The 17156-nt window shown below is 70.2% G+C and carries 17 protein-coding genes; 11 read left to right on the plus strand and 6 right to left on the minus strand.

Going from position 1 to position 17156, the window contains the following annotated elements; genetic code table 11:
- Positions 1 to 7 precede the first annotated feature (7 nt).
- Positions 8 to 919: a hypothetical protein gene (locus ACIA6C_RS31135; protein ID WP_399280911.1), complete on the plus strand. Its 912-nt coding sequence runs from the start codon at positions 8 to 10 to the stop codon at positions 917 to 919.
- 18 nt (positions 920 to 937) lie between these two features.
- Here ACIA6C_RS31135 and ACIA6C_RS31140 read toward each other — a convergent pair whose 3' ends face one another.
- Entirely contained in the window at positions 938 to 1402 is a 465-nt protein-coding gene (locus ACIA6C_RS31140) for a DUF3093 domain-containing protein (protein ID WP_366078672.1), read from the minus strand.
- 58 nt (positions 1403 to 1460) lie between these two features.
- Here ACIA6C_RS31140 and ACIA6C_RS31145 point away from each other — a divergent pair, with 58 nt between their 5' ends.
- The 7 genes from ACIA6C_RS31145 to ACIA6C_RS31175 all read left to right on the plus strand — a co-directional run bounded on the left by ACIA6C_RS31145 (position 1461) and on the right by ACIA6C_RS31175 (position 8158).
- The gene (locus tag ACIA6C_RS31145) at positions 1461 to 2045 is read left to right on the plus strand and encodes a PaaI family thioesterase (protein ID WP_361131439.1); all 585 of its coding nucleotides are present in this window, start codon (positions 1461 to 1463) and stop codon (positions 2043 to 2045) included.
- A complete protein-coding gene (dut, locus tag ACIA6C_RS31150) occupies positions 2045 to 2581 on the plus strand; it encodes a dUTP diphosphatase (protein WP_399280914.1) in 537 nt (178 codons plus the stop codon). The genes ACIA6C_RS31145 and dut overlap by 1 nt, the downstream gene beginning before the upstream one ends.
- 1 nt (position 2582) lies before the next feature.
- Complete coding sequence (locus ACIA6C_RS31155) at positions 2583 to 3368, plus strand: DUF3710 domain-containing protein (protein ID WP_361131445.1); 786 nt, start codon at positions 2583 to 2585, stop codon at positions 3366 to 3368.
- A 285-nt stretch (positions 3369 to 3653) separates the two neighbouring features.
- The gene (locus ACIA6C_RS31160; RefSeq protein WP_399280917.1) at positions 3654 to 6278 is read left to right on the plus strand and encodes an ATP-binding protein; all 2625 of its coding nucleotides are present in this window, start codon (positions 3654 to 3656) and stop codon (positions 6276 to 6278) included.
- Entirely contained in the window at positions 6275 to 6961 is a 687-nt protein-coding gene (locus ACIA6C_RS31165) for a response regulator (RefSeq protein ID WP_399280919.1), read from the plus strand. Before ACIA6C_RS31160 ends, ACIA6C_RS31165 begins: the two co-directional genes overlap by 4 nt.
- 24 nt (positions 6962 to 6985) lie before the next feature.
- A complete protein-coding gene (locus ACIA6C_RS31170) occupies positions 6986 to 7405 on the plus strand; it encodes an OB-fold nucleic acid binding domain-containing protein (protein WP_190186167.1) in 420 nt (139 codons plus the stop codon).
- Between the two features lie 3 nt (positions 7406 to 7408).
- Positions 7409 to 8158, plus strand: coding sequence for a DUF3159 domain-containing protein (locus tag ACIA6C_RS31175; protein WP_399280921.1), 750 nt, complete (start codon positions 7409 to 7411; stop codon positions 8156 to 8158).
- 80 nt (positions 8159 to 8238) lie between these two features.
- On the opposite strand, the gene ACIA6C_RS31180 is transcribed toward ACIA6C_RS31175, so the two are convergent.
- Together ACIA6C_RS31180 and ACIA6C_RS31185 are read right to left on the minus strand one after the other, a co-directional pair.
- On the minus strand, positions 8239 to 8901 hold the full coding sequence (locus ACIA6C_RS31180; protein WP_366078666.1) for a TrkA family potassium uptake protein: 663 nt from the start codon (positions 8899 to 8901) through the stop codon (positions 8239 to 8241).
- Entirely contained in the window at positions 8898 to 9566 is a 669-nt protein-coding gene (locus ACIA6C_RS31185) for a TrkA family potassium uptake protein (RefSeq protein ID WP_361131459.1), read from the minus strand. The genes ACIA6C_RS31180 and ACIA6C_RS31185 overlap by 4 nt, the downstream gene beginning before the upstream one ends.
- 210 nt (positions 9567 to 9776) lie before the next feature.
- Here ACIA6C_RS31185 and ACIA6C_RS31190 point away from each other — a divergent pair, with 210 nt between their 5' ends.
- Both ACIA6C_RS31190 and ACIA6C_RS31195 read left to right on the plus strand, forming a co-directional pair.
- Positions 9777 to 11825, plus strand: a complete 2049-nt coding sequence (locus tag ACIA6C_RS31190) for an APC family permease (RefSeq protein WP_399280924.1) — start codon at positions 9777 to 9779, stop codon at positions 11823 to 11825.
- Between the two features lie 142 nt (positions 11826 to 11967).
- Complete coding sequence (locus ACIA6C_RS31195; RefSeq protein WP_399280926.1) at positions 11968 to 13299, plus strand: class I SAM-dependent RNA methyltransferase; 1332 nt, start codon at positions 11968 to 11970, stop codon at positions 13297 to 13299.
- A 263-nt stretch (positions 13300 to 13562) separates the two neighbouring features.
- Here the strand turns inward: ACIA6C_RS31195 and ACIA6C_RS31200 are convergent, their stop codons facing one another.
- From ACIA6C_RS31200 to ACIA6C_RS31210, 3 genes are all read right to left on the minus strand, one after another.
- Positions 13563 to 14063 (minus strand): very short patch repair endonuclease, encoded by a 501-nt coding sequence (locus tag ACIA6C_RS31200; protein ID WP_399280928.1) that lies wholly within the window; start codon positions 14061 to 14063, stop codon positions 13563 to 13565.
- A 613-nt stretch (positions 14064 to 14676) separates the two neighbouring features.
- The gene (locus ACIA6C_RS31205; RefSeq protein WP_399281007.1) at positions 14677 to 15462 is read right to left on the minus strand and encodes a hypothetical protein; all 786 of its coding nucleotides are present in this window, start codon (positions 15460 to 15462) and stop codon (positions 14677 to 14679) included.
- 118 nt (positions 15463 to 15580) lie between these two features.
- Positions 15581 to 16267 carry a DUF488 family protein gene (locus ACIA6C_RS31210; protein WP_399280930.1) on the minus strand — a complete coding sequence of 229 codons (687 nt, stop codon included), beginning with the start codon at positions 16265 to 16267 and terminating at the stop codon, positions 15581 to 15583.
- 205 nt (positions 16268 to 16472) lie between these two features.
- On the opposite strand from ACIA6C_RS31210, the gene ACIA6C_RS31215 reads away from it, so the two are divergent.
- Positions 16473 to 17096, plus strand: coding sequence for an HAD-IA family hydrolase (locus ACIA6C_RS31215; protein WP_399281008.1), 624 nt, complete (start codon positions 16473 to 16475; stop codon positions 17094 to 17096).
- Positions 17097 to 17156 lie beyond the last annotated feature (60 nt).

Genomic DNA, 17156 nt, shown 5'->3' on the forward strand with positions numbered 1-17156 from the left:
CTCGGCCGTGAAAGGGTCGTCGCCCTTCCGGAAGCACCGCTTCCGGAAGTCTGGTGATCCAGCGGAGACGCGGGTGGAAACGGGCTCGGAGACGGGCCACGCGACCTCCGGCGATCCCGCCGTGCCCTCCGACACCGCCCCCGCGGTGCCGTCGGCCAAGGCGGCCGGCGACGGGCCCCGTACGTCCGGGACCCGTCGGATGCAAGCCGTCAGGAACGGTGTGCGCAAGGGCGGCGAAGGTGCGAAGGCCGCCGCCCTGTACATCACCGACCGCGTCATCGAGAACGCACCGCGCGTTCCGGTTCGGGACCTCGCGACCCTGCGCGCGCAGTTCCCGGGCCTCGACCCCGACCGGCTCGCCGACAAGCTGATCGCCGGCGCCGCCCACGCCACGTCCGCCGTAGGAGCCGGTGTCGGCGCCGCGGCGATGCTGCCCGTGCCGCCCGCGATGCCGGCGGAACTGGCGGCGGAGGTCACCGGGGTCGCCGCGATCGAACTGAAACTGATCGCCGAACTCCACGAGGTCTACGGGCTGCGGCCCCCCGGGAACCTCAAGGAGCGCACCTTCGCCTACCTCACGTCCTGGACGGAGGAGCGCGGGGTGGACCTGACCAAGCCGACGACGCTGAACGCGGCGCTGGGCGGTCAGATGAAGCGCGAACTGCGCCAGCAGATCACCAAGCGGATGGTCCGCAACATGCCCAACCTGATGCCCTTCATGGTGGGCGCGGCCGTCGGCGCGGTCATGAACCGCCGCGACACCCGCAAGCTCGCCCACAAGGTCCGGGACGACCTGCGGGCCCGCGCCGTGCCCTGGGACGCCCTCCCCCAGCTGCCGCCCCTTGAGCGGGCCTCAGAGCCCCTTCCCGAGGCCACCAGGGCCGCCATCGAGGGCCCCGGTCCCGAAGAGCGCCGCTAGGTCCTCCCGGACCAGCCGTCAGCCGGCCTGCGTCCGCGCCGAGCGGATCGCCGCCGCCAGGGCCTCGGGCTCGCGGGTGGAGACGTAGACGTAGGGGGTCGGGTCCGCCGGGTCGGTGACCTCGACGCGGACCGCCGTCGGGACGTAGCTGCGCAGCAGCATGAACGCGCGGGGGTCGGCCTTGTACGTGCGCCAGGCCCGGGCCTCCTCCGCGTCCAGGACCTCCGGCTCACCCAGGGCCGCCACCGGGATCCGGGCCTCGCCCGCCGCCAGCGCACCGTTCACCACGCGCACGCGCGCGGAGCCGTACGAACTCACCAGCATCCCCGCCAGCGCCGTGCCCCCGACCAGCCCGGCCAGCAGCGGCAGCGTGCCCAGCGGGAGCAGCATCAGGGCGCACGCCAGGCCGGTGAGTACGGCGATGGCCCACCAGGAGCGGGGGGCGGTCAGGCGTTCGTCGTGGTGCGCGGTGGAGAGCTGCATGGCCTCAAGCCTGCCACGGGGCGACCGGCGGGTAGCCGCGCGGGTAAGGTCAGCGGCTGTGAGTGGACGAAACACAGCGTTGACGCCCCCGGCGGACGCCACGGCGCCGGTCCGGCACCCCGACGCGCCGGCCCCCGGCGAACTCCTCGGTGCGCACTACGAGCACTGCTTCGGCTGCGGCGGCGGCCAGCCGCACGGCCTCCACCTGGAGGCCCGGGCCGGCGAGGGCGTTCGCGTCACCGCCGAGTTCACCGTCAAGCCCGCCCACCAGGGCGCGCCCGGTCTCGCGCACGGAGGCGTACTGGCCACCGCGCTCGACGAGACGCTGGGCTCCCTGAACTGGCTGCTGCGCGTCATCGCGGTGACCGGGCGACTGGAGACCGACTACGTCCGGCCGGTCCCCGTGGGCACCGTGCTGTACCTGGAGGCCGAGGTCACCGCCGTCGCCGGGCGGAAGATCTACTCCACGGCGGTCGGCCGAATAGGAGGCCCGCAGGGGCCCGTCGCCGTGCGCGCCGAAGCCCTCTTCATCGAGGTGAAGGTCGACCACTTCATCGACAACGGACGGCCCGAGGAGATCCGGGCGGCAATGGCCGACCCGGACCAGGTCAGGCGCTCGCGCGCCTTCGAGGTGAACCCCTGATGACTCAGAACGACCACGCACCGGTCGACGTGCTGATCCGCCGCGTCGACCCCGAGGTGCCGCTGCCCTCCTACGGCCACCCCGGCGACGCGGGCTGCGACCTGGTGACCACCGAGGCCGCCGAGCTGGCGCCCGGCGAGCGGGCCGTACTGCCCACCGGCGTCTCGATCGCCCTGCCCGACGGGTACGCCGCCTTCGTGCATCCCCGCTCGGGCCTGGCCGCCCGCTGCGGGCTCGCGCTCGTGAATGCCCCGGGGACGGTGGATGCCGGGTACCGTGGGGAAATCAAGGTGATCGTGGTCAATCTCGACCCGCGCGAGAGCGTCAGGTTCGAGCGTTTCGACCGCATTGCCCAGCTGGTTGTCCAGCGGGTCGAGAAGGTGCGCTTCCACGAGGTGGCGCAACTTCCCGGCTCGGCCCGGGCCGAGGGGGGTTTCGGCTCCACCGGCGGTCATGCGGCCGTGGCCGGATCCGGAGCTGGTCAGCAGGGTGGGAATGGCTACGCTTCGGTCGTAACCGACCGGGAAGGACAGTGACGTGTTCGGACGTCGCAAGAAGAACGACTCCGTCAACGACGGCGGCGCGGCCGAGCAGGTCGTCGAGAACGAGCACGGCGATGAGCAGAACGACGCCGACCGGCTCGACGACGCCACGCCCCGCCGAGTGAACCTGCCGCCGGCGCCCCGGCCCGACGGCCCCTGGGACGTCTCCGAAGTGCCCGGCAAGCCGGAAGACGGCCGGGTCGACCTCGGCGGCATCCTCGTACCCGGTGTCGAGGGCATGGAGCTGCGCGTGGAGGTCGCGGGCGACGCCATCGTCGCCGCGACCGTCGTCCTGGGCGACAGCGCGGTGCAGCTGCAGGCCTTCGCCGCGCCCAAGAAGGAAGGCATCTGGGGCGAGGTCCGCGAGGAGATCGCCGCGGGCATCACCCAGCAGGGCGGAATCATCGACGAGGTCGAGGGCCCCCTGGGCTGGGAGCTGCGCGCGCAGGTACCCGTACCGCTGCCCGACGGGCAGACCGGTGCGCAGCTGGTGCGGTTCGTCGGCGTCGACGGCCCGCGCTGGTTCCTGCGCGGCGTCATCTCCGGCCAGGCCGCGGTGCGCCCCGAGGCCGGCGGTGTGCTGGAGCAGATCTTCCGGGACACCGTCGTCGTGCGCGGCGAGGGCCCGATGGCGCCCCGCGACCCGATCGTCCTCAAGCTGCCGAACGACGCCCAGATGGTGCCGGACGGCGTGCAGCAGACCGGCGAGGCGGAGGGCTCCCGCTTCGGCGGTGACATGGGCCAGCTGGAGCGCGGGCCGGAGATCACCGAGGTCCGCTGACCCCCGCTCCTGCTGTTCACGGCTGTTCACGCTGTGCACGGCTTTACGGGCCGGTGGGCCGTACCCCTCGCGGGTGCGGCCCACCGGCCTTCTCGTGTCTCCACAGGCAGGGGCAGGCCTTGGCAGGCCTTGGCGTCTCTTCGCGGGCCCGGGCTGCCCGGGCCTCCCGGGCCTCCCGGGCCTTCCGGGCCGCGCCGAGGGCGGCCGCGTCAGGGATCCGTCAGGGATGGGCGTACGGCGCCCCACCGGTCGGTGAAGTGCGCGGACGTCCCCGAGAATGGGCGCATGGGACGCGGCAAGCTACGGATATACCTCGGCGCGGCACCCGGTGTGGGCAAGACGTACGCCATGCTTTCGGAGGGCCACCGGCGGGTCGAGCGGGGAGGCGACGTCGTCGTCGGCTTCGTCGAGCACCACGGCCGGCAGCGGACCGAGGTGCTGCTCCACGGGCTGGAGCAGGTGCCGCGGCGCGAGCTCCGCCACCGCGACGCCGTCTTCACCGAGATGGACGTGGACGCGGTCCTGGCCCGGCGGCCCTCGGTGGCCCTCGTGGACGAACTGGCGCACACGAACGTCCCCGGCTCGCGCAACGCCAAACGCTGGCAGGACGTCGAGGAACTGCTCCAGGCCGGCATCGACGTCGTGTCGACGGCGAACATCCAGCACCTTGAGTCCCTCGGGGACGTGGTCGAGTCCATCACCGGGGTGCGGCAGCGGGAGACCGTGCCCGACGAGGTGGTGCGGCGGGCCGGGCAGATCGAGCTGGTCGACATGTCGCCCCAGGCGCTGCGCCGCCGGATGGCCCACGGGAACATATACAAGCCCGACAAGGTCGACGCGGCCCTGTCCAACTACTTCCGGCCCGGCAACCTCACCGCGCTGCGGGAGCTGGCCCTGCTGTGGGTGGCCGACCGGGCCGACGAGTACCTGCGGCAGTACCGCGGCGAGCACGGCATCCGCTCCACCTGGCAGGCGCGCGAGCGGATCGTCGTCGGGCTCACCGGCGGCCCCGAGGGGCGGACCCTGATCCGGCGCGCCGCCCGCCTCGCCGAGAAGGGCGCGGGCGGCGAGGTGCTGGCCGTGTACATCGCCCGCAGCGACGGTCTGACCTCCGCCTCGCCCAAGGAACTGGCCGTCCAGCGGACCCTCGTGGAGGACCTCGGCGGAACGTTTCACCATGTGATCGGCGACGACATCCCCGAGGCCCTGCTGGAGTTCGCCCGCGGGGTCAACGCCACCCAGATCGTGCTGGGCTCAAGCCGCCGCAAGGCCTGGCAGTACGTGTTCGGACCGGGCGTGGGAGCCTGCGTGGCCCGCGACTCGGGGTCCGACCTGGACGTGCACATCGTCACCCACGAAGAGGTCGCCAAGGGACGCGGGCTGCCGGTGGTCCGCTCGGCCGCCCGGCTCGGCCGGACCCGGATCGTCGCGGGCTGGGTGGTCGCGGTGGTGTTCCCGGCCCTGCTCTCGGTGCTGCTCACGCACATGAGCGGCGACCCGGGCCTCGCCAACGAGATGCTGCTCTTCCTCGCCCTGACGGTGGCGGCGGCCCTGCTGGGCGGCCTCGTGCCCGCCCTCGCCTCGGCGGCCTTCGGCTCCCTGCTGCTGAACTACTACTTCGCGCCGCCGCTGCACCGCTTCACCGTCTCCGACCCCAAGAACATCGTCGCCATCTCCGTGTTCTTCGGGGTGGCGGTGGCCGTCGCCTCCGTCGTGGACGCCGCCGCCCGGCGCACCCAGCAGGCCGCGCGGCTGCGTGCCGAGTCCGAGATCCTGTCCTTCCTCGCGGGCAGCGTGCTGCGCGGGGAGACCAGCTTGGACGCGCTGCTGGAGCGGGTGCGGGAGACCTTCGCCATGGAGTCCGTGGCCCTGCTGGAGCGCGCGGACGACGTGGAGCCCTGGAAGCCCGCCGGCAGCGTCGGGCCCGCCCCCGTCGCCCGGCCCGAGGACGCCGACGTGGACATGCCGATCGGCGACCACATGGCGCTGGCCCTGTCCGGGCGGGTCCTGCCGGCCGAGGACCGCCGGGTGCTGGGCGCCTTCGCCGCGCAGGCCGCCGTGGTGCTGGACCGCCAGCGGCTGGTCGGGGAGGCCGAGGAGGCCCGCCGGTTGGCCGAGGGTAACCGCATCCGGACCGCGCTGCTGGCCGCCGTCAGCCACGACCTGCGCACCCCCCTCGCCTCCATCAAGGCGTCGGTGTCCTCGCTGCGCTCCGATGACGTGGAGTGGTCGCAGGAGGACCGGGCCGAGCTGCTCGAAGGGATCGAGGACGGCGCCGACCGGCTCGACCACCTCGTGGGGAACCTGCTGGACATGTCCCGGCTCCAGACCGGCACCGTCACCCCGCTGATCCGGGAGATCGACCTCGACGAGGTGGTACCGATGGCGCTGGGCGGCGTACCCGAGGACAGCGTGGTGCTGGACGTCCCCGAGACGCTGCCGATGGTGGCGGTGGACCCGGGGCTGCTGGAGCGGGCGGTGGCCAACGTGGTGGAGAACGCCGTCAAGTACAGCCCGCAGGGACAGCCGGTGGTGGTCGCGGCGAGCTTCCTCGGCGACCGCGTCGAGGTACGGGTCGTGGACCGCGGGCCCGGGGTGCCGGACGAGGCCAAGGACCGGATCTTCGCCCCCTTCCAGCGGCACGGGGACGCGCCGCGCGGAGCGGGGGTCGGCCTCGGACTCGCGGTGGCCCGCGGCTTCGCCGAGGCCATGGACGGCACCCTCGCGGCCGAGGACACCCCCGGGGGCGGGCTCACGATGGTGCTGACCCTGCGGGCGGCAGCCCGGGGAACCCCGGCCGGGTCCCCTCACGTTGACCAGCTTGACCACATTGATCGCGTGGCACATGTGGATCAACCTGTTGATCCGTTCGACCTCCCCTCCGTGGAACAGAAAGCAGGCCCTCGATGACCCGAGTGCTCGTGGTGGACGACGAGCCGCAGATCGTCCGAGCCCTCGTGATCAACTTGAAGGCGCGCAAGTACGAGGTCGACGCCGCCGCCGACGGCGCGGGCGCCCTGGAGATCGCCGCGGCCCGCCACCCCGACGTGGTCGTCCTCGACCTGGGCCTGCCCGACATGGACGGCGTCGAGGTGATCAGGGGACTGCGCGGCTGGACGCGGGTGCCGATCCTGGTGCTCTCCGCCCGCCACAGCTCCGACGAGAAGGTCGAGGCGCTGGACGCCGGCGCCGACGACTACGTCACCAAGCCGTTCGGCATGGACGAGCTGCTGGCCCGGCTGCGCGCGGCGGTCCGCCGCGCCGAACCCTCCACCGGCGCCGGGGAGGACGAGGTCGTCGTGGAGACCGAGGGCTTCACCGTCGACCTGGCCGCCAAGAAGGCGGTGCGCGAGGGGCGCGACGTGCGCCTGACCCCCACGGAGTGGCACCTGCTGGAGGTCCTCGTGCGCAACAGCGGGAAACTGGTCAGCCAGAAGCAGCTCCTGCGCGAGGTCTGGGGCCCCTCCTACGGGACCGAGACCAACTACCTGCGGGTCTACATGGCGCAGCTGCGCCGCAAGCTGGAGGCGGACCCCTCGCACCCGCGGCACTTCGTCACGGAACCGGGCATGGGATACCGCTTCGAGAGGTAGCGGGCGCGCCGGTACGCTTCCTGTATGAGTGCTGAACCGCGTCCCGAGAAGCCCGCGAAACCGGCCAGGCCGGCGGGCCGGTTCCGCCGGATGATAGAGCGTCTTTCCACCTCCCAGGAGGAGCTGCATTCGGCGGAGCTGCAGGAGGACGCAGAAGCCGCGGGATGCACGCGGATCTGCGACTCCTACGACCGGGAGATAGTCAAGGTGACCGGTACGCTGCGGACGGTCACCCTGCGTCCGCGGGCCGGTGTGCCCGCCCTGGAGGCCGAGCTGTTCGACGGCTCGGCCGCGCTGGACGTGGTGTGGCTCGGGCGTCGCTCGATCGTGGGAATCGAGCCCGGGCGGCGCATGATCGCCTCCGGGCGGATCGCGATGAGTCACGGGCGCCGGGTCCTCTTCAACCCGAAGTACGAACTCCGACCGCTCGGACAGGAGCAGTAGCCGGTGACGTCACTCGACAAACCGAACATCCCCGCCCCGGACGGCGCCGGCCCGGCCGGTCCCGCCGACGACCAGAAGGCAGCGACGCAGGCAGCGCTCTTCGACGCCTTCGGCGGGATCCGGGGCACCGTGGAGACGATGCTCCCCGGCCTGCTCTTCGTGATGATCTACACGATCAACAAGAACGTGGTGATGTCCGCCATCGCGGCCGCCGTCGTCGCGGTCGTGCTGGTGATCGTGCGGCTGCTGCGCAAGGACACCGTCAAGCACGCGTTCAGCGGCGTCTTCGGCGTCGGCGTGGGCGTGGCCTTCGCGCTCTTCACCGGCACCGCGAAGGGCTTCTACCTGCCCGGCATGATCTACGGGGCGGGGCTGGGGGTGGCCTTCACGCTCTCGGCGCTGATCGGCTTCCCGCTGCTCGGAGTCATCCTCGGGCCGGTGTTCAAGGAGAACCTGTCCTGGCGCACGCGCAACCCGGGGCGCAAGAAGGCGTACACCAAGGCCAGCCTGGCGTGGGGGATCATCTTCCTCGCCAAGTACGCGATCCTCTTCCCGCTGTACTGGTGGGGGGACGCGACCCAGCTCGGGTGGGTGCTGATCACCCTCAAGCTGCCGCCGATGGTGCTCGCGGTGTACTTCACCTGGGTGTTCCTGGCGAAGGCGCCGCCGCCCATCGACGTCATCGCCGAGTACGAGGCCGAGGAGGCCGCCGAGAAGGCGGCGAAGGCCGCGGCGCGCGAGCGACGGGCGTGACACGGGGGCCGGACTCCTGAGACGGCGGAGGGGCCGCCGGCCACGATGTGGTCGGCGGCCCCTCGCGCGTGCGCCGCGCCTCAGTGACGGGCCTGGAGGAGCTCCTCCAGCTGCTCCTCGCGGGCCTGGGCGGCCACGAACAGCAGCTCGTCACCCGGTTCCAGGGTCTCCTCGCCGTGCGGGGTGAGTACCCGGTTGCCCCGGATGATCGTGACCAGCGAGGTGTCCTCGGGCCAGCTGATCTCGCTGATCTGCGTGCCCGCGACCGAGGAGTCGGACGGCAGCGTCAGCTCGACGAGGTTGGCGTCGCCGTGGCTGAAGCGCAGCAGCCGCACCAGGTCACCGACGCTGACGGCCTCCTCGACCAGGGCCGACATCAGGCGGGGCGTGGAGACGGCGACGTCGACGCCCCACGACTCGTTGAAGAGCCACTCGTTCTTCGGGTTGTTGACCCGTGCCACGACCCGGGGCACCCCGTACTCGGTCTTGGCGAGCAGGGAGACGACCAGGTTGACCTTGTCGTCACCCGTGGCGGCGATGACCACGTTGCAGCGCTGGAGCGCGGCCTCGTCGAGCGAGGTGATCTCACAGGCGTCGGCCAGCAGCCACTCGGCCTGCGGCACGCGTTCCACCGAGATGGCGGTCGGTGCCTTGTCGACCAGCAGCACCTCGTGGCCGTTCTCCAGCAGCTCGCCCGCGATGGAGCGGCCGACGGCGCCGGCTCCGGCGATCGCGACCCTCATGCGTGTGCCTCCTCGGGCCCCTGGGCGAAGACCGCCTCAACCTTCTCGATCTCGTCCGTGCGCATCATCACGTGGACGAGGTCGCCCTCCTGGAGGACCGTCTGCGAAGTCGGCAGCATGGCCTCGCCCAGCCGGGTGAGGAACGCCACGCGGACGCCGGTCTCCTCCTGGATCGTGCTGACCTTGTGCCCGATCCAGGCGGCGGAGGTGTGCACCTCGGCGAGCTGCACACCGCCGCTCGGGTCGCGCCACAGCGGCTCCGCGCCCGAGGGCAGCAGCCGGCGCAGCATCTGGTCGGCGGTCCACCGGACGGTCGCCACGGTGGGGATGCCCAGGCGCTGGTAGACCTCGGCGCGCTTGGGGTCGTAGATGCGGGCCGCGACGTTCTCCACACCGAACATCTCGCGGGCCACGCGGGCGGCGATGATGTTGGAATTGTCACCACTGCTGACGGCGGCGAAGGCACCCGCCTCCTCGATGCCCGCCTCCCGCAGGGTGTCCTGGTCGAAGCCGACCCCGGTCACGCGGCGACCGCCGAACGATGCCCCCAGTCGACGGAATGCGGTGGGGTCCTGGTCGACGACTGCGACCGTATGACCCTGCTGTTCCAGGGTCTGCGCGAGGGCGGAGCCCACCCTTCCGCAGCCCATGATGACGATGTGCACGGCCGTCCTTCCGGCTGACAGCGGCTCGCTGATTACCAGCCTCATTGCATGCTCTGGCTAAACAGGGTCTCAGACCATGGCCCAAGCTACACACGGGCGGTCACCAGTGTGGCCGTTTGGGGTGCGGGTGGGGGCTCATTGGAGCTTGATTGCCCGCGAATAGGGGCGGGGGGTTCGTCAGCCGGTTTTCGAACGCTTACGATCCTTGGCGTGTCCAAACTGACCGACGTGCCCAAACGGATCCTGATCGGCCGGGCGCTCCGCAGCGACCGCCTCGGAGAAACGCTCCTCCCCAAGCGGATCGCCCTACCCGTCTTCGCCTCGGACCCGCTCTCCTCGGTGGCCTACGCCCCCGGGGAGGTGCTGCTGGTCCTGTCGATCGCGGGCGTGTCGGCGTACCACTTCAGCCCCTGGATCGCGCTCGCGGTCGTGGTGCTGATGTTCACCGTGGTCGCGTCGTACCGGCAGAACGTCCACGCCTACCCGAGCGGCGGCGGTGACTACGAGGTCGCCAACACCAACCTCGGCCCCAAGGCCGGTCTGACCGTCGCGAGCGCGCTGCTGGTCGACTACGTCCTGACCGTCGCCGTGTCGATCTCCTCCGGCGTCGAGAACCTCGGCTCCGCCATCCCCTTCGTCGTCGAGCACAAAGTGCTCTGCGCGATTGGGATGATCTTGCTCCTCACTTTGATGAATCTGCGCGGCATGAAGGAATCGGGGCGACTCTTCGCGATTCCCACCTATGTCTTCGTGGCGGGCGTATTCATCATGATCGCGTGGGGTGCATGGCGGGGCCTCGTCCTCGGCGAGACCATGAAGGCGCCCACCGCGGATTTCGAGATCAAGGCGGAGCACCAGGGCCTGGCCGGCTTCGCGCTGGTCTTCCTCCTGCTGCGGGCCTTCTCCTCGGGCTGTGCCGCCCTGACCGGCGTCGAGGCGATCAGCAACGGCGTGCCCGCGTTCCGCAAGCCCAAGAGCAAGAACGCCGCGACCACCCTCGCCCTGATGGGCGGCCTGGCCGTGACGATGTTCTGCGGCATCATCGCCCTGGCCATGGCCACTCACGTGAGGATGGCCGAGAAGCCCGCGACGGACCTGCTCCACAACGGCGCCGAGGTCGGCACGGGCTACGTCCAGAACCCGGTGATCTCCCAGGTGGCCGAGGCCGTCTTCGGCAACGGCAGCTTCCTGTTCATCGTGCTCGCCGCCGCCACCGCACTCGTGCTGTTCCTGGCCGCCAACACGGCGTACAACGGCTTCCCGCTGCTCGGCTCGATCCTCGCCCAGGACCGCTACCTGCCGCGCCAGCTGCACACCCGCGGTGACCGCCTCGCCTTCTCCAACGGCATCGTGCTGCTCGCGGGCGCCGCCGTCCTGCTGGTCTGGATCTACGGCGCGGACTCGACCAAGTTGATCCAGCTGTACATCGTCGGCGTCTTCGTCTCCTTCACCCTCAGCCAGACCGGCATGGTCCGGCACTGGAACCGGCACCTGAGGGCCGAGAAGGACCAGGCCGTGCGGCGTCGGATGTTCCGCTCCCGCGCGATCAACGCCTTCGGCGCCTTCTTCACCGGCCTGGTGCTGGTCGTGGTCCTCGCCACCAAGTTCACCCACGGGGCCTGGGTCGCCCTGCTGGGAATGCTGATCTTCTACGGCACCATGACCGCCATCCGCAAGCACTACGACCGCGTCGCCGACGAGATCGCCGCCGACGAGGGGCCGAGCGATGACAGCGTGCGGCCCTCGCGGGTCCACTCGATCGTCCTGGTCTCCAAGGTGCACAAGCCGACGCTGCGCGCCCTGGCCTTCGCCAAGCTGACCCGCTCCGACACCCTGGAGGCGCTCAGCATCAGCGTCGACCCGGCCGAGACCAAGGCGCTCAAGGCGGAGTGGGAGCGGCGCGGGATCAACGTACCGCTCAAGATCCTCGACTCCCCGTACCGCGAGATCACGCGGCCGGTGGTGGAGTACGTCAAGGGCCTGCGCAGCGAGAACCCGCGCGACGCGGTCAGCGTCTACATCCCGGAGTACGTGGTCGGACGCTGGTACGAGCACCTGCTGCACAACCAGAGCGCGCTGCGGCTCAAGGGGCGACTGCTGTTCACGCCCGGTGTGATGGTCACCTCGGTGCCCTACCAGCTGGAGTCCTCGGAGCTCGCGAAGCGGCGGGCGAAGAAGCGGCAGGAATGGAACGCCCCCGGCGCCGTGCGCCGCGGACCGGTGGACACCCCGCGGCCGAAGGACCGGGCGGGGAAGTAGCCGCCGGTCGGTCGGGAGGCCGGGGCGCCGGGCGGTCGGGGCGCCGGGCGGTCGGTGTGGCGAACGGCCGGACGAGATCCACGTAAACTGGTGGGTCGGTCGTCCGGCCGTTCCCGTTTTTATGTTTTGGAGTCTCCCCACCATGACCGAGCAGATCGAGAAGCAGTCACTGGTCGGGGAGGAGTACGAGGTCGAGGTCGGCCCCGTCGCGCACGGCGGCCACTGCATCGCCCGTACCGCCGAGGGCCGCGTCCTGTTCGTCCGGCACACCCTGCCCGGCGAGAAGGTCATCGCCCGGGTCACCGAGGGCGACGTCGACTCCCGCTTCCTGCGCGCCGACGCGATCACCGTCCTGGAAGCCTCCAAGGACCGCGTCGAGGCGCCGTGCAAGTACGCCGGTCCGGGCAAGTGCGGCGGCTGCGACTGGCAGCACGCCAAGCCGGGCGCCCAGCGCCGGCTCAAGGGCGAGGTCGTCGCCGAGCAGCTCAAGCGGCTCGCGGGGCTCACCCCGGAGGAGGCCGGCTGGGACGGCACGGTCATGCCGGCCGAGGGCGACAAGCTGCCGGCCGGGCAGGTGCCGCAGTGGCGCACCCGGGTCCAGTACGCGATCGACGAGGACGGCCGCGTCGGCCTGCGCAAGCACCGCTCGCACGACATCGAGCCGATCGACCACTGCCTGATCGCCGCTCAGGGCGTCAGCGAGCTGGGCATCGAGCAGCAGGACTGGCCCCAGATGGCGACGGTCGAGGCCATCGCCGCCTCCGGCTCCGGCGACCGCCAGGTCGTCCTGACCCCGCGTCCCGGCGGCCGGTTGCCCCTGGTCGAACTGGACAAGCCCGTCTCGGTCCTGCGCGTAGAGGAGAAGGACGGCGGGATCCACCGGGTGCACGGCCGCCCCTTCGTGCGCGAGCGCGCGGACGGCCGCACCTACCGCGTCGGCATGGGCGGCTTCTGGCAGGTCCACCCGCAGGCCGCCGACACGCTGATCAAGGCCGTCATGCAGGGGCTGATGCCGCGCAAGGGCGAGATGGCGCTCGACCTCTACTGCGGCGTCGGCATCTTCGCGGGCGCGCTCGCGGAGCGGCTCGGCGAGACGGGCGCGGTGCTGGGCATCGAGTCCGGCAAGCGCGCGGTGGAGGACGCCCGGCACAACCTGGCGGACTTCCCCCGCGTCCGCATCGAGCAGGGCAAGGTGGACCAGGCCCTCCCGAAGACCGGCATCACCGAGTGCGACCTCGTCGTCCTCGACCCCCCGCGCGCGGGCGCCGGCAAGCAGACGGTCCGCCACATCGCCTCCCTCTCGGCCCGCCGCATCGCCTACGTGGCCTGCGACCCGGCGGCCCTGGCCCGCGACCTGGCGTACTTCGCGGACAACGGCTACAAGGTCCGCACCCTCCGCGTCTTCGACCTCTTCCCGATGACCCACCACGTGGAGTGCGTGGCGATTCTGGAGCCGGTGAAGAAGGACGCCTGACCTGGGGTTTTGCGGGTGCGCGGTATGTGCGGTGTGGGCGTTATGGGCGATGTCTTGACGCTGAGATGACGCTCGTGACGCTCATTTGACGCTCGTTCTGATGGGATGTCAGGTCAGGGCTGGGTCGCTCAGATCGTTCCCCTCCTGTCCTGCTGACTCCGCAAGGCGTCTTCTACCTCCACTGGGCGGCGCTGGGCGTCGTGGCGGCTTCCCTACAGCTGAGAGCCCCGTCCCGCGTGTGTTTGTATGCCGCACGCGCTCCTCTACGAGCCCTCGGTCGCCCGTTCCGACATGGGCGTCCAGGTGCTGATGGTCAAGGCGCGGGGATGCCCCCGGGTGGCGAGCGCCGCCGCCACCCGCTCGACCGCGCCGTCGACGGTCTCGTGTTCCCAGATGCGGAGGGGCAGCCAACCGATCAGCGTGAGGTGGGCATCGGTCTCCTCGTCACGTCGGGCATTTCCCCGAAGCTTCTGCCGCCACCATTCCGAGTTGTGCCGGGGCACATGCAGGTGACTCGGGCAGGCGTGCCAGAAGCAGCCCTGTACGAACACGGCGGTGCGCCACTTCGTGAACGTGACGTCGGCGCGACGACGCGGCATGCCGACGATCGGCAGGTCCACGCGGTAGCGGAAGCCCAATGAGTGCAGAGCCCGGCGAAGCGCAAGCTCCGGAGCGGTGTCCCGGCTTCGCTGGGCGACCATGACCCTCCGCGCGTTGGCATCGCGAGGCGCCGGCGTCCCCCTGCGGCGTTCCTGAATTCTCACGTCTGATCAACCATCGGGGTGCCTCGCCGTTACGGGCGTCGTACCGGTGATCCGCCCGGGCCGTTCACGACCGCCGCTCATGCTGCGACCGAACTCGGCATCGTGCTCCTTCCCGGTTTCACCGAGGGGTTGTGGGCAGCGGTCGGACGTGATTGTGCGACGGGCAGGCCTCAGGAGCCGGATAGCAGCGCCGTGACCGTGGATTGAACGAGTTGGGCCGCCGCGAGGACGCCGGGGATGGTTCCGTGCCGACCGCGCTGAAGATCAGGGGCGGACACAGAGGGGCGTCATCTTCAGGCCGAATCGAGTGCTTGGGGGCGGTCGGCGGCCGCTCCTGAACTTCCTCCGAAGCGTGGGAGTCGGACACGCGGTCCCGCGTGCCGGCTGTGCCGCTCCTCCGATTGTCATTGAGGAACTGTGCGTAACCGAAGAAAGCTTTCCGTCTTGCTCTTCGCAGGACTCGACCTGCGGCCAAGTGCTTAGAAGGCACTTGGTGGATAGCGGAGGGCCAGCCCCTTGACCTGCTGCTTTGCCCTTGCGTTCAGGGAGCTGGCCCGGATTTCCGGCGTTCTCGGGACGGACGACTCGTCAGGGAGGTGATGGTGTTGTCGCGTCACACAGAGAACAGGTCGTCCTGGACGAAGTCGACCACATACCGCTGGGGGTAGAACAGCCCGAGCAGCATGAAGGTCCGCGGGTGGGCGGCGATGTTGCCGACGAAACAGTGCACGGCCTTGTCCGGTGTCACCATGCGGTCGAACCACCGTTCGCGCAGCTTGTCCAGGACGGCTCGCTCGCCGTACTTCTGGAGGAACTTCCGATAGGACTGTCCGGCCTCCCAGTCCTTGAGCCCCATGCGATGCCCGGGGCAGTCGTCGTCGACGCAGCGCAGGCGGTAGCGGAACTCGTACGGAACCCAGTCGAGGCGCCGCAGGTCCTGGTCGAAGAGATCCAACTGGTCTGCGAGTGCGGCCTTACCCGCCGGCCATGGTTCTGCCGCCTCCAACCGGAAGTCGGTGATCTCGGCCGGGCGGAACACACCGAGGGACGTTCCGTTTGCCTCCTGATCCCGTTTGATGGCACACAAGGAACGAGCGACCAGGGGCTCGATGTGTGCGTACCGCTGCTTCCAGCCGTCGGAGGTCGGTAGGTGATCGACGACGCTCAGGGTTTCGAGGTTGGGGCGCAGGCTCTCAGGCCGTCTGTCCCTGTGATGGGGCCGGACATCGACATCGACGATCGAGTACTTCTGGAACTGGGCCTCCTGCTGCAGGAGCCGGAAGGGGACCGGGAAGAGCCGCACGTGCTGTGGCGTCCCTTGATCCAACCGGATGCCTGCGACGCAGCTTGTCTCCCGGTACTTGGACGACAGCTCCGGGTATGTCTTGACGGTGATCATGATTCGAGCCCGTTGCCAGTTCTCGGCCACGTTTCCCCCTCTGATGAATCGCCCCGATTCAGATGGGAAGGGAGGGGCGGCCACCGGTCAAGACCGCAGACATGGGGAACCGTTGATCTCAGGCCAGAGGCTGCACGTCTACCGAGGTCCTCTTTCGGACGGTGTCCAGAACGACCTTCCGGTGGCATCGCTCCTCGTCTTTTTCGAAGCACAACACCGCGACGCGTGACTGGGCGGCGTGCTCGGCCAGGCGGTCGAGGTCCGACTGCGCTTCGTCCGACCGCAACACGCTTCGGAAGCGGGCCCGTCCCACGCTCACGCGACCGTCCCAGAAGGGAGCCCTGTTGTCCTTGGGGTTTCCCAGGGCGCGCAGGTGGGTGTACTCGATGCCGGCCTCGGCAAGTGCCTGCCCAAGACGTGTCTTGCTGAAGCCGGGTTTGCGGCTGATCGGCGTGAGCCTGACGTCGGCCACAACCTGGATGTCGCTTTCGAGGAGTGATGAGACGAAAGAGTCGATGTTCCGGCCTTCATAGCCTGCCGACCAGAGTCCAGGGGCGGGCCTCGCTCCGCGGAAGAGTGTGTCGAGAGAGACGTTCAACGCTTCCGCGAGGGCTCCCACCGTGAAAAATCCTGGCTGGATCGCGCCTTCGCTTTCCAGCCTCCTGAGCGTGCTCAGGCCGATTCCGGCCTCCGATGCGAGGCGCTTCGGCGACCACCCCCGTGCCTCGCGAAGTGCCTTCACTTGTCGTGCGAGCGCACGAGAATGAGTGTGGTCAAAGCTGTTCGCTGAAAGTCGACCGGCCATGGGCTGTGATCCTAACGGGACTCGAACTAGACGGTACTGCCACCCTGTTCAACTGAATCGAGCGGCCTCTGTCACTAGCTCTGTTGGGCAGTGCGCACCCTTCGCGTGAGCCCTCGTTCACGCGATAGCGTCCTCGTACGAGTCCGGTCTCGGAAAGGACGTTCACCCGGTGGCGCACAGGAACGCGGTCGATGAGCAGGAGCCGATGGGGCTGATCCTCGACTTCGCCGGGGTACTGACGGCCAGCCCCATCGAGGTTCATCGGGCCTGGTGCGTGTCGGAGGGACTGGAGCCTGGTGCGTGGCGGGCAACGCTCAACGATCACCCCGAAGGTCGGCGGCTGTACGCGGCGCTGGAGATCGGGGCAATCGGGCAGGCCGAGTGGAACGAGGGGACAGCGGCGCTGCTGGGGGAGCACGTGGACCCCGTAAACCTTATGGGGCGGGCCTGGGCCGAGGTGCCTCCGGCGCGTCGGATGATCGCGCTCGCCCGGGCCGCGCGGGCCGCCGGTCACCGGCTCGCGCTGCTGTCGAACAGCTTTGGGCTCGACCCGTTCAACCCGTACGAGCACGTGGGGATCTGGGACCTTTTCGACGTGCACGTCGTGTCCGAGCTGGAGGGGATGGCGAAGCCGGACCCGGCTATCTACCGGTTGGCCCTGGAGCGGATCGGGTTGCCTGCTGGGCGGTGCGTGTTCGTGGACGATCACGAGGTGAACCTGCCGCCGGCAGCCGAGCTGGGCATCACGACCGTTCACGTCACCGACGAAGATAGGGCCGTGGCAGAGCTGGAGGATCTCCTCGGGGTCACGGCTGTGCTCACGGTCTGAGCCCAACTGCCGCCTGGTCGACGGCTGTCCATCGCCATGTCTCTGCGAGTACTGTCCGTG

Origin of the sequence: Streptomyces sp. NPDC051578, assembly GCF_044454045.1 — a bacterium.
In the GTDB taxonomy this organism is placed as follows: domain Bacteria; phylum Actinomycetota; class Actinomycetes; order Streptomycetales; family Streptomycetaceae; genus Streptomyces.

Bases quoted from the DNA above. Each gene is read 5' to 3' on its own strand.
- ACIA6C_RS31140 (WP_366078672.1), bottom strand. From the start codon at position 1,402: ATGCAGCTCTCCACCGCGCACCACGACGAACGCCTGACCGCCCCCCGC.
- dut (WP_399280914.1), top strand. From the start codon at position 2,045: ATGACTCAGAACGACCACGCACCGGTCGACGTGCTGATCCGCCGCGTC.
- ACIA6C_RS31160 (WP_399280917.1), top strand. From the start codon at position 3,654: ATGGGACGCGGCAAGCTACGGATATACCTCGGCGCGGCACCCGGTGTG.
- ACIA6C_RS31165 (WP_399280919.1), top strand. From the start codon at position 6,275: ATGACCCGAGTGCTCGTGGTGGACGACGAGCCGCAGATCGTCCGAGCC.
- ACIA6C_RS31170 (WP_190186167.1), top strand. From the start codon at position 6,986: ATGAGTGCTGAACCGCGTCCCGAGAAGCCCGCGAAACCGGCCAGGCCG.
- ACIA6C_RS31180 (WP_366078666.1), bottom strand. From the start codon at position 8,901: ATGAGGGTCGCGATCGCCGGAGCCGGCGCCGTCGGCCGCTCCATCGCG.
- ACIA6C_RS31195 (WP_399280926.1), top strand. From the start codon at position 11,968: ATGACCGAGCAGATCGAGAAGCAGTCACTGGTCGGGGAGGAGTACGAG.
- ACIA6C_RS31205 (WP_399281007.1), bottom strand. From the start codon at position 15,462: ATGATCACCGTCAAGACATACCCGGAGCTGTCGTCCAAGTACCGGGAG.
- ACIA6C_RS31210 (WP_399280930.1), bottom strand. From the start codon at position 16,267: ATGGCCGGTCGACTTTCAGCGAACAGCTTTGACCACACTCATTCTCGT.
- ACIA6C_RS31215 (WP_399281008.1), top strand. From the start codon at position 16,473: ATGGGGCTGATCCTCGACTTCGCCGGGGTACTGACGGCCAGCCCCATC.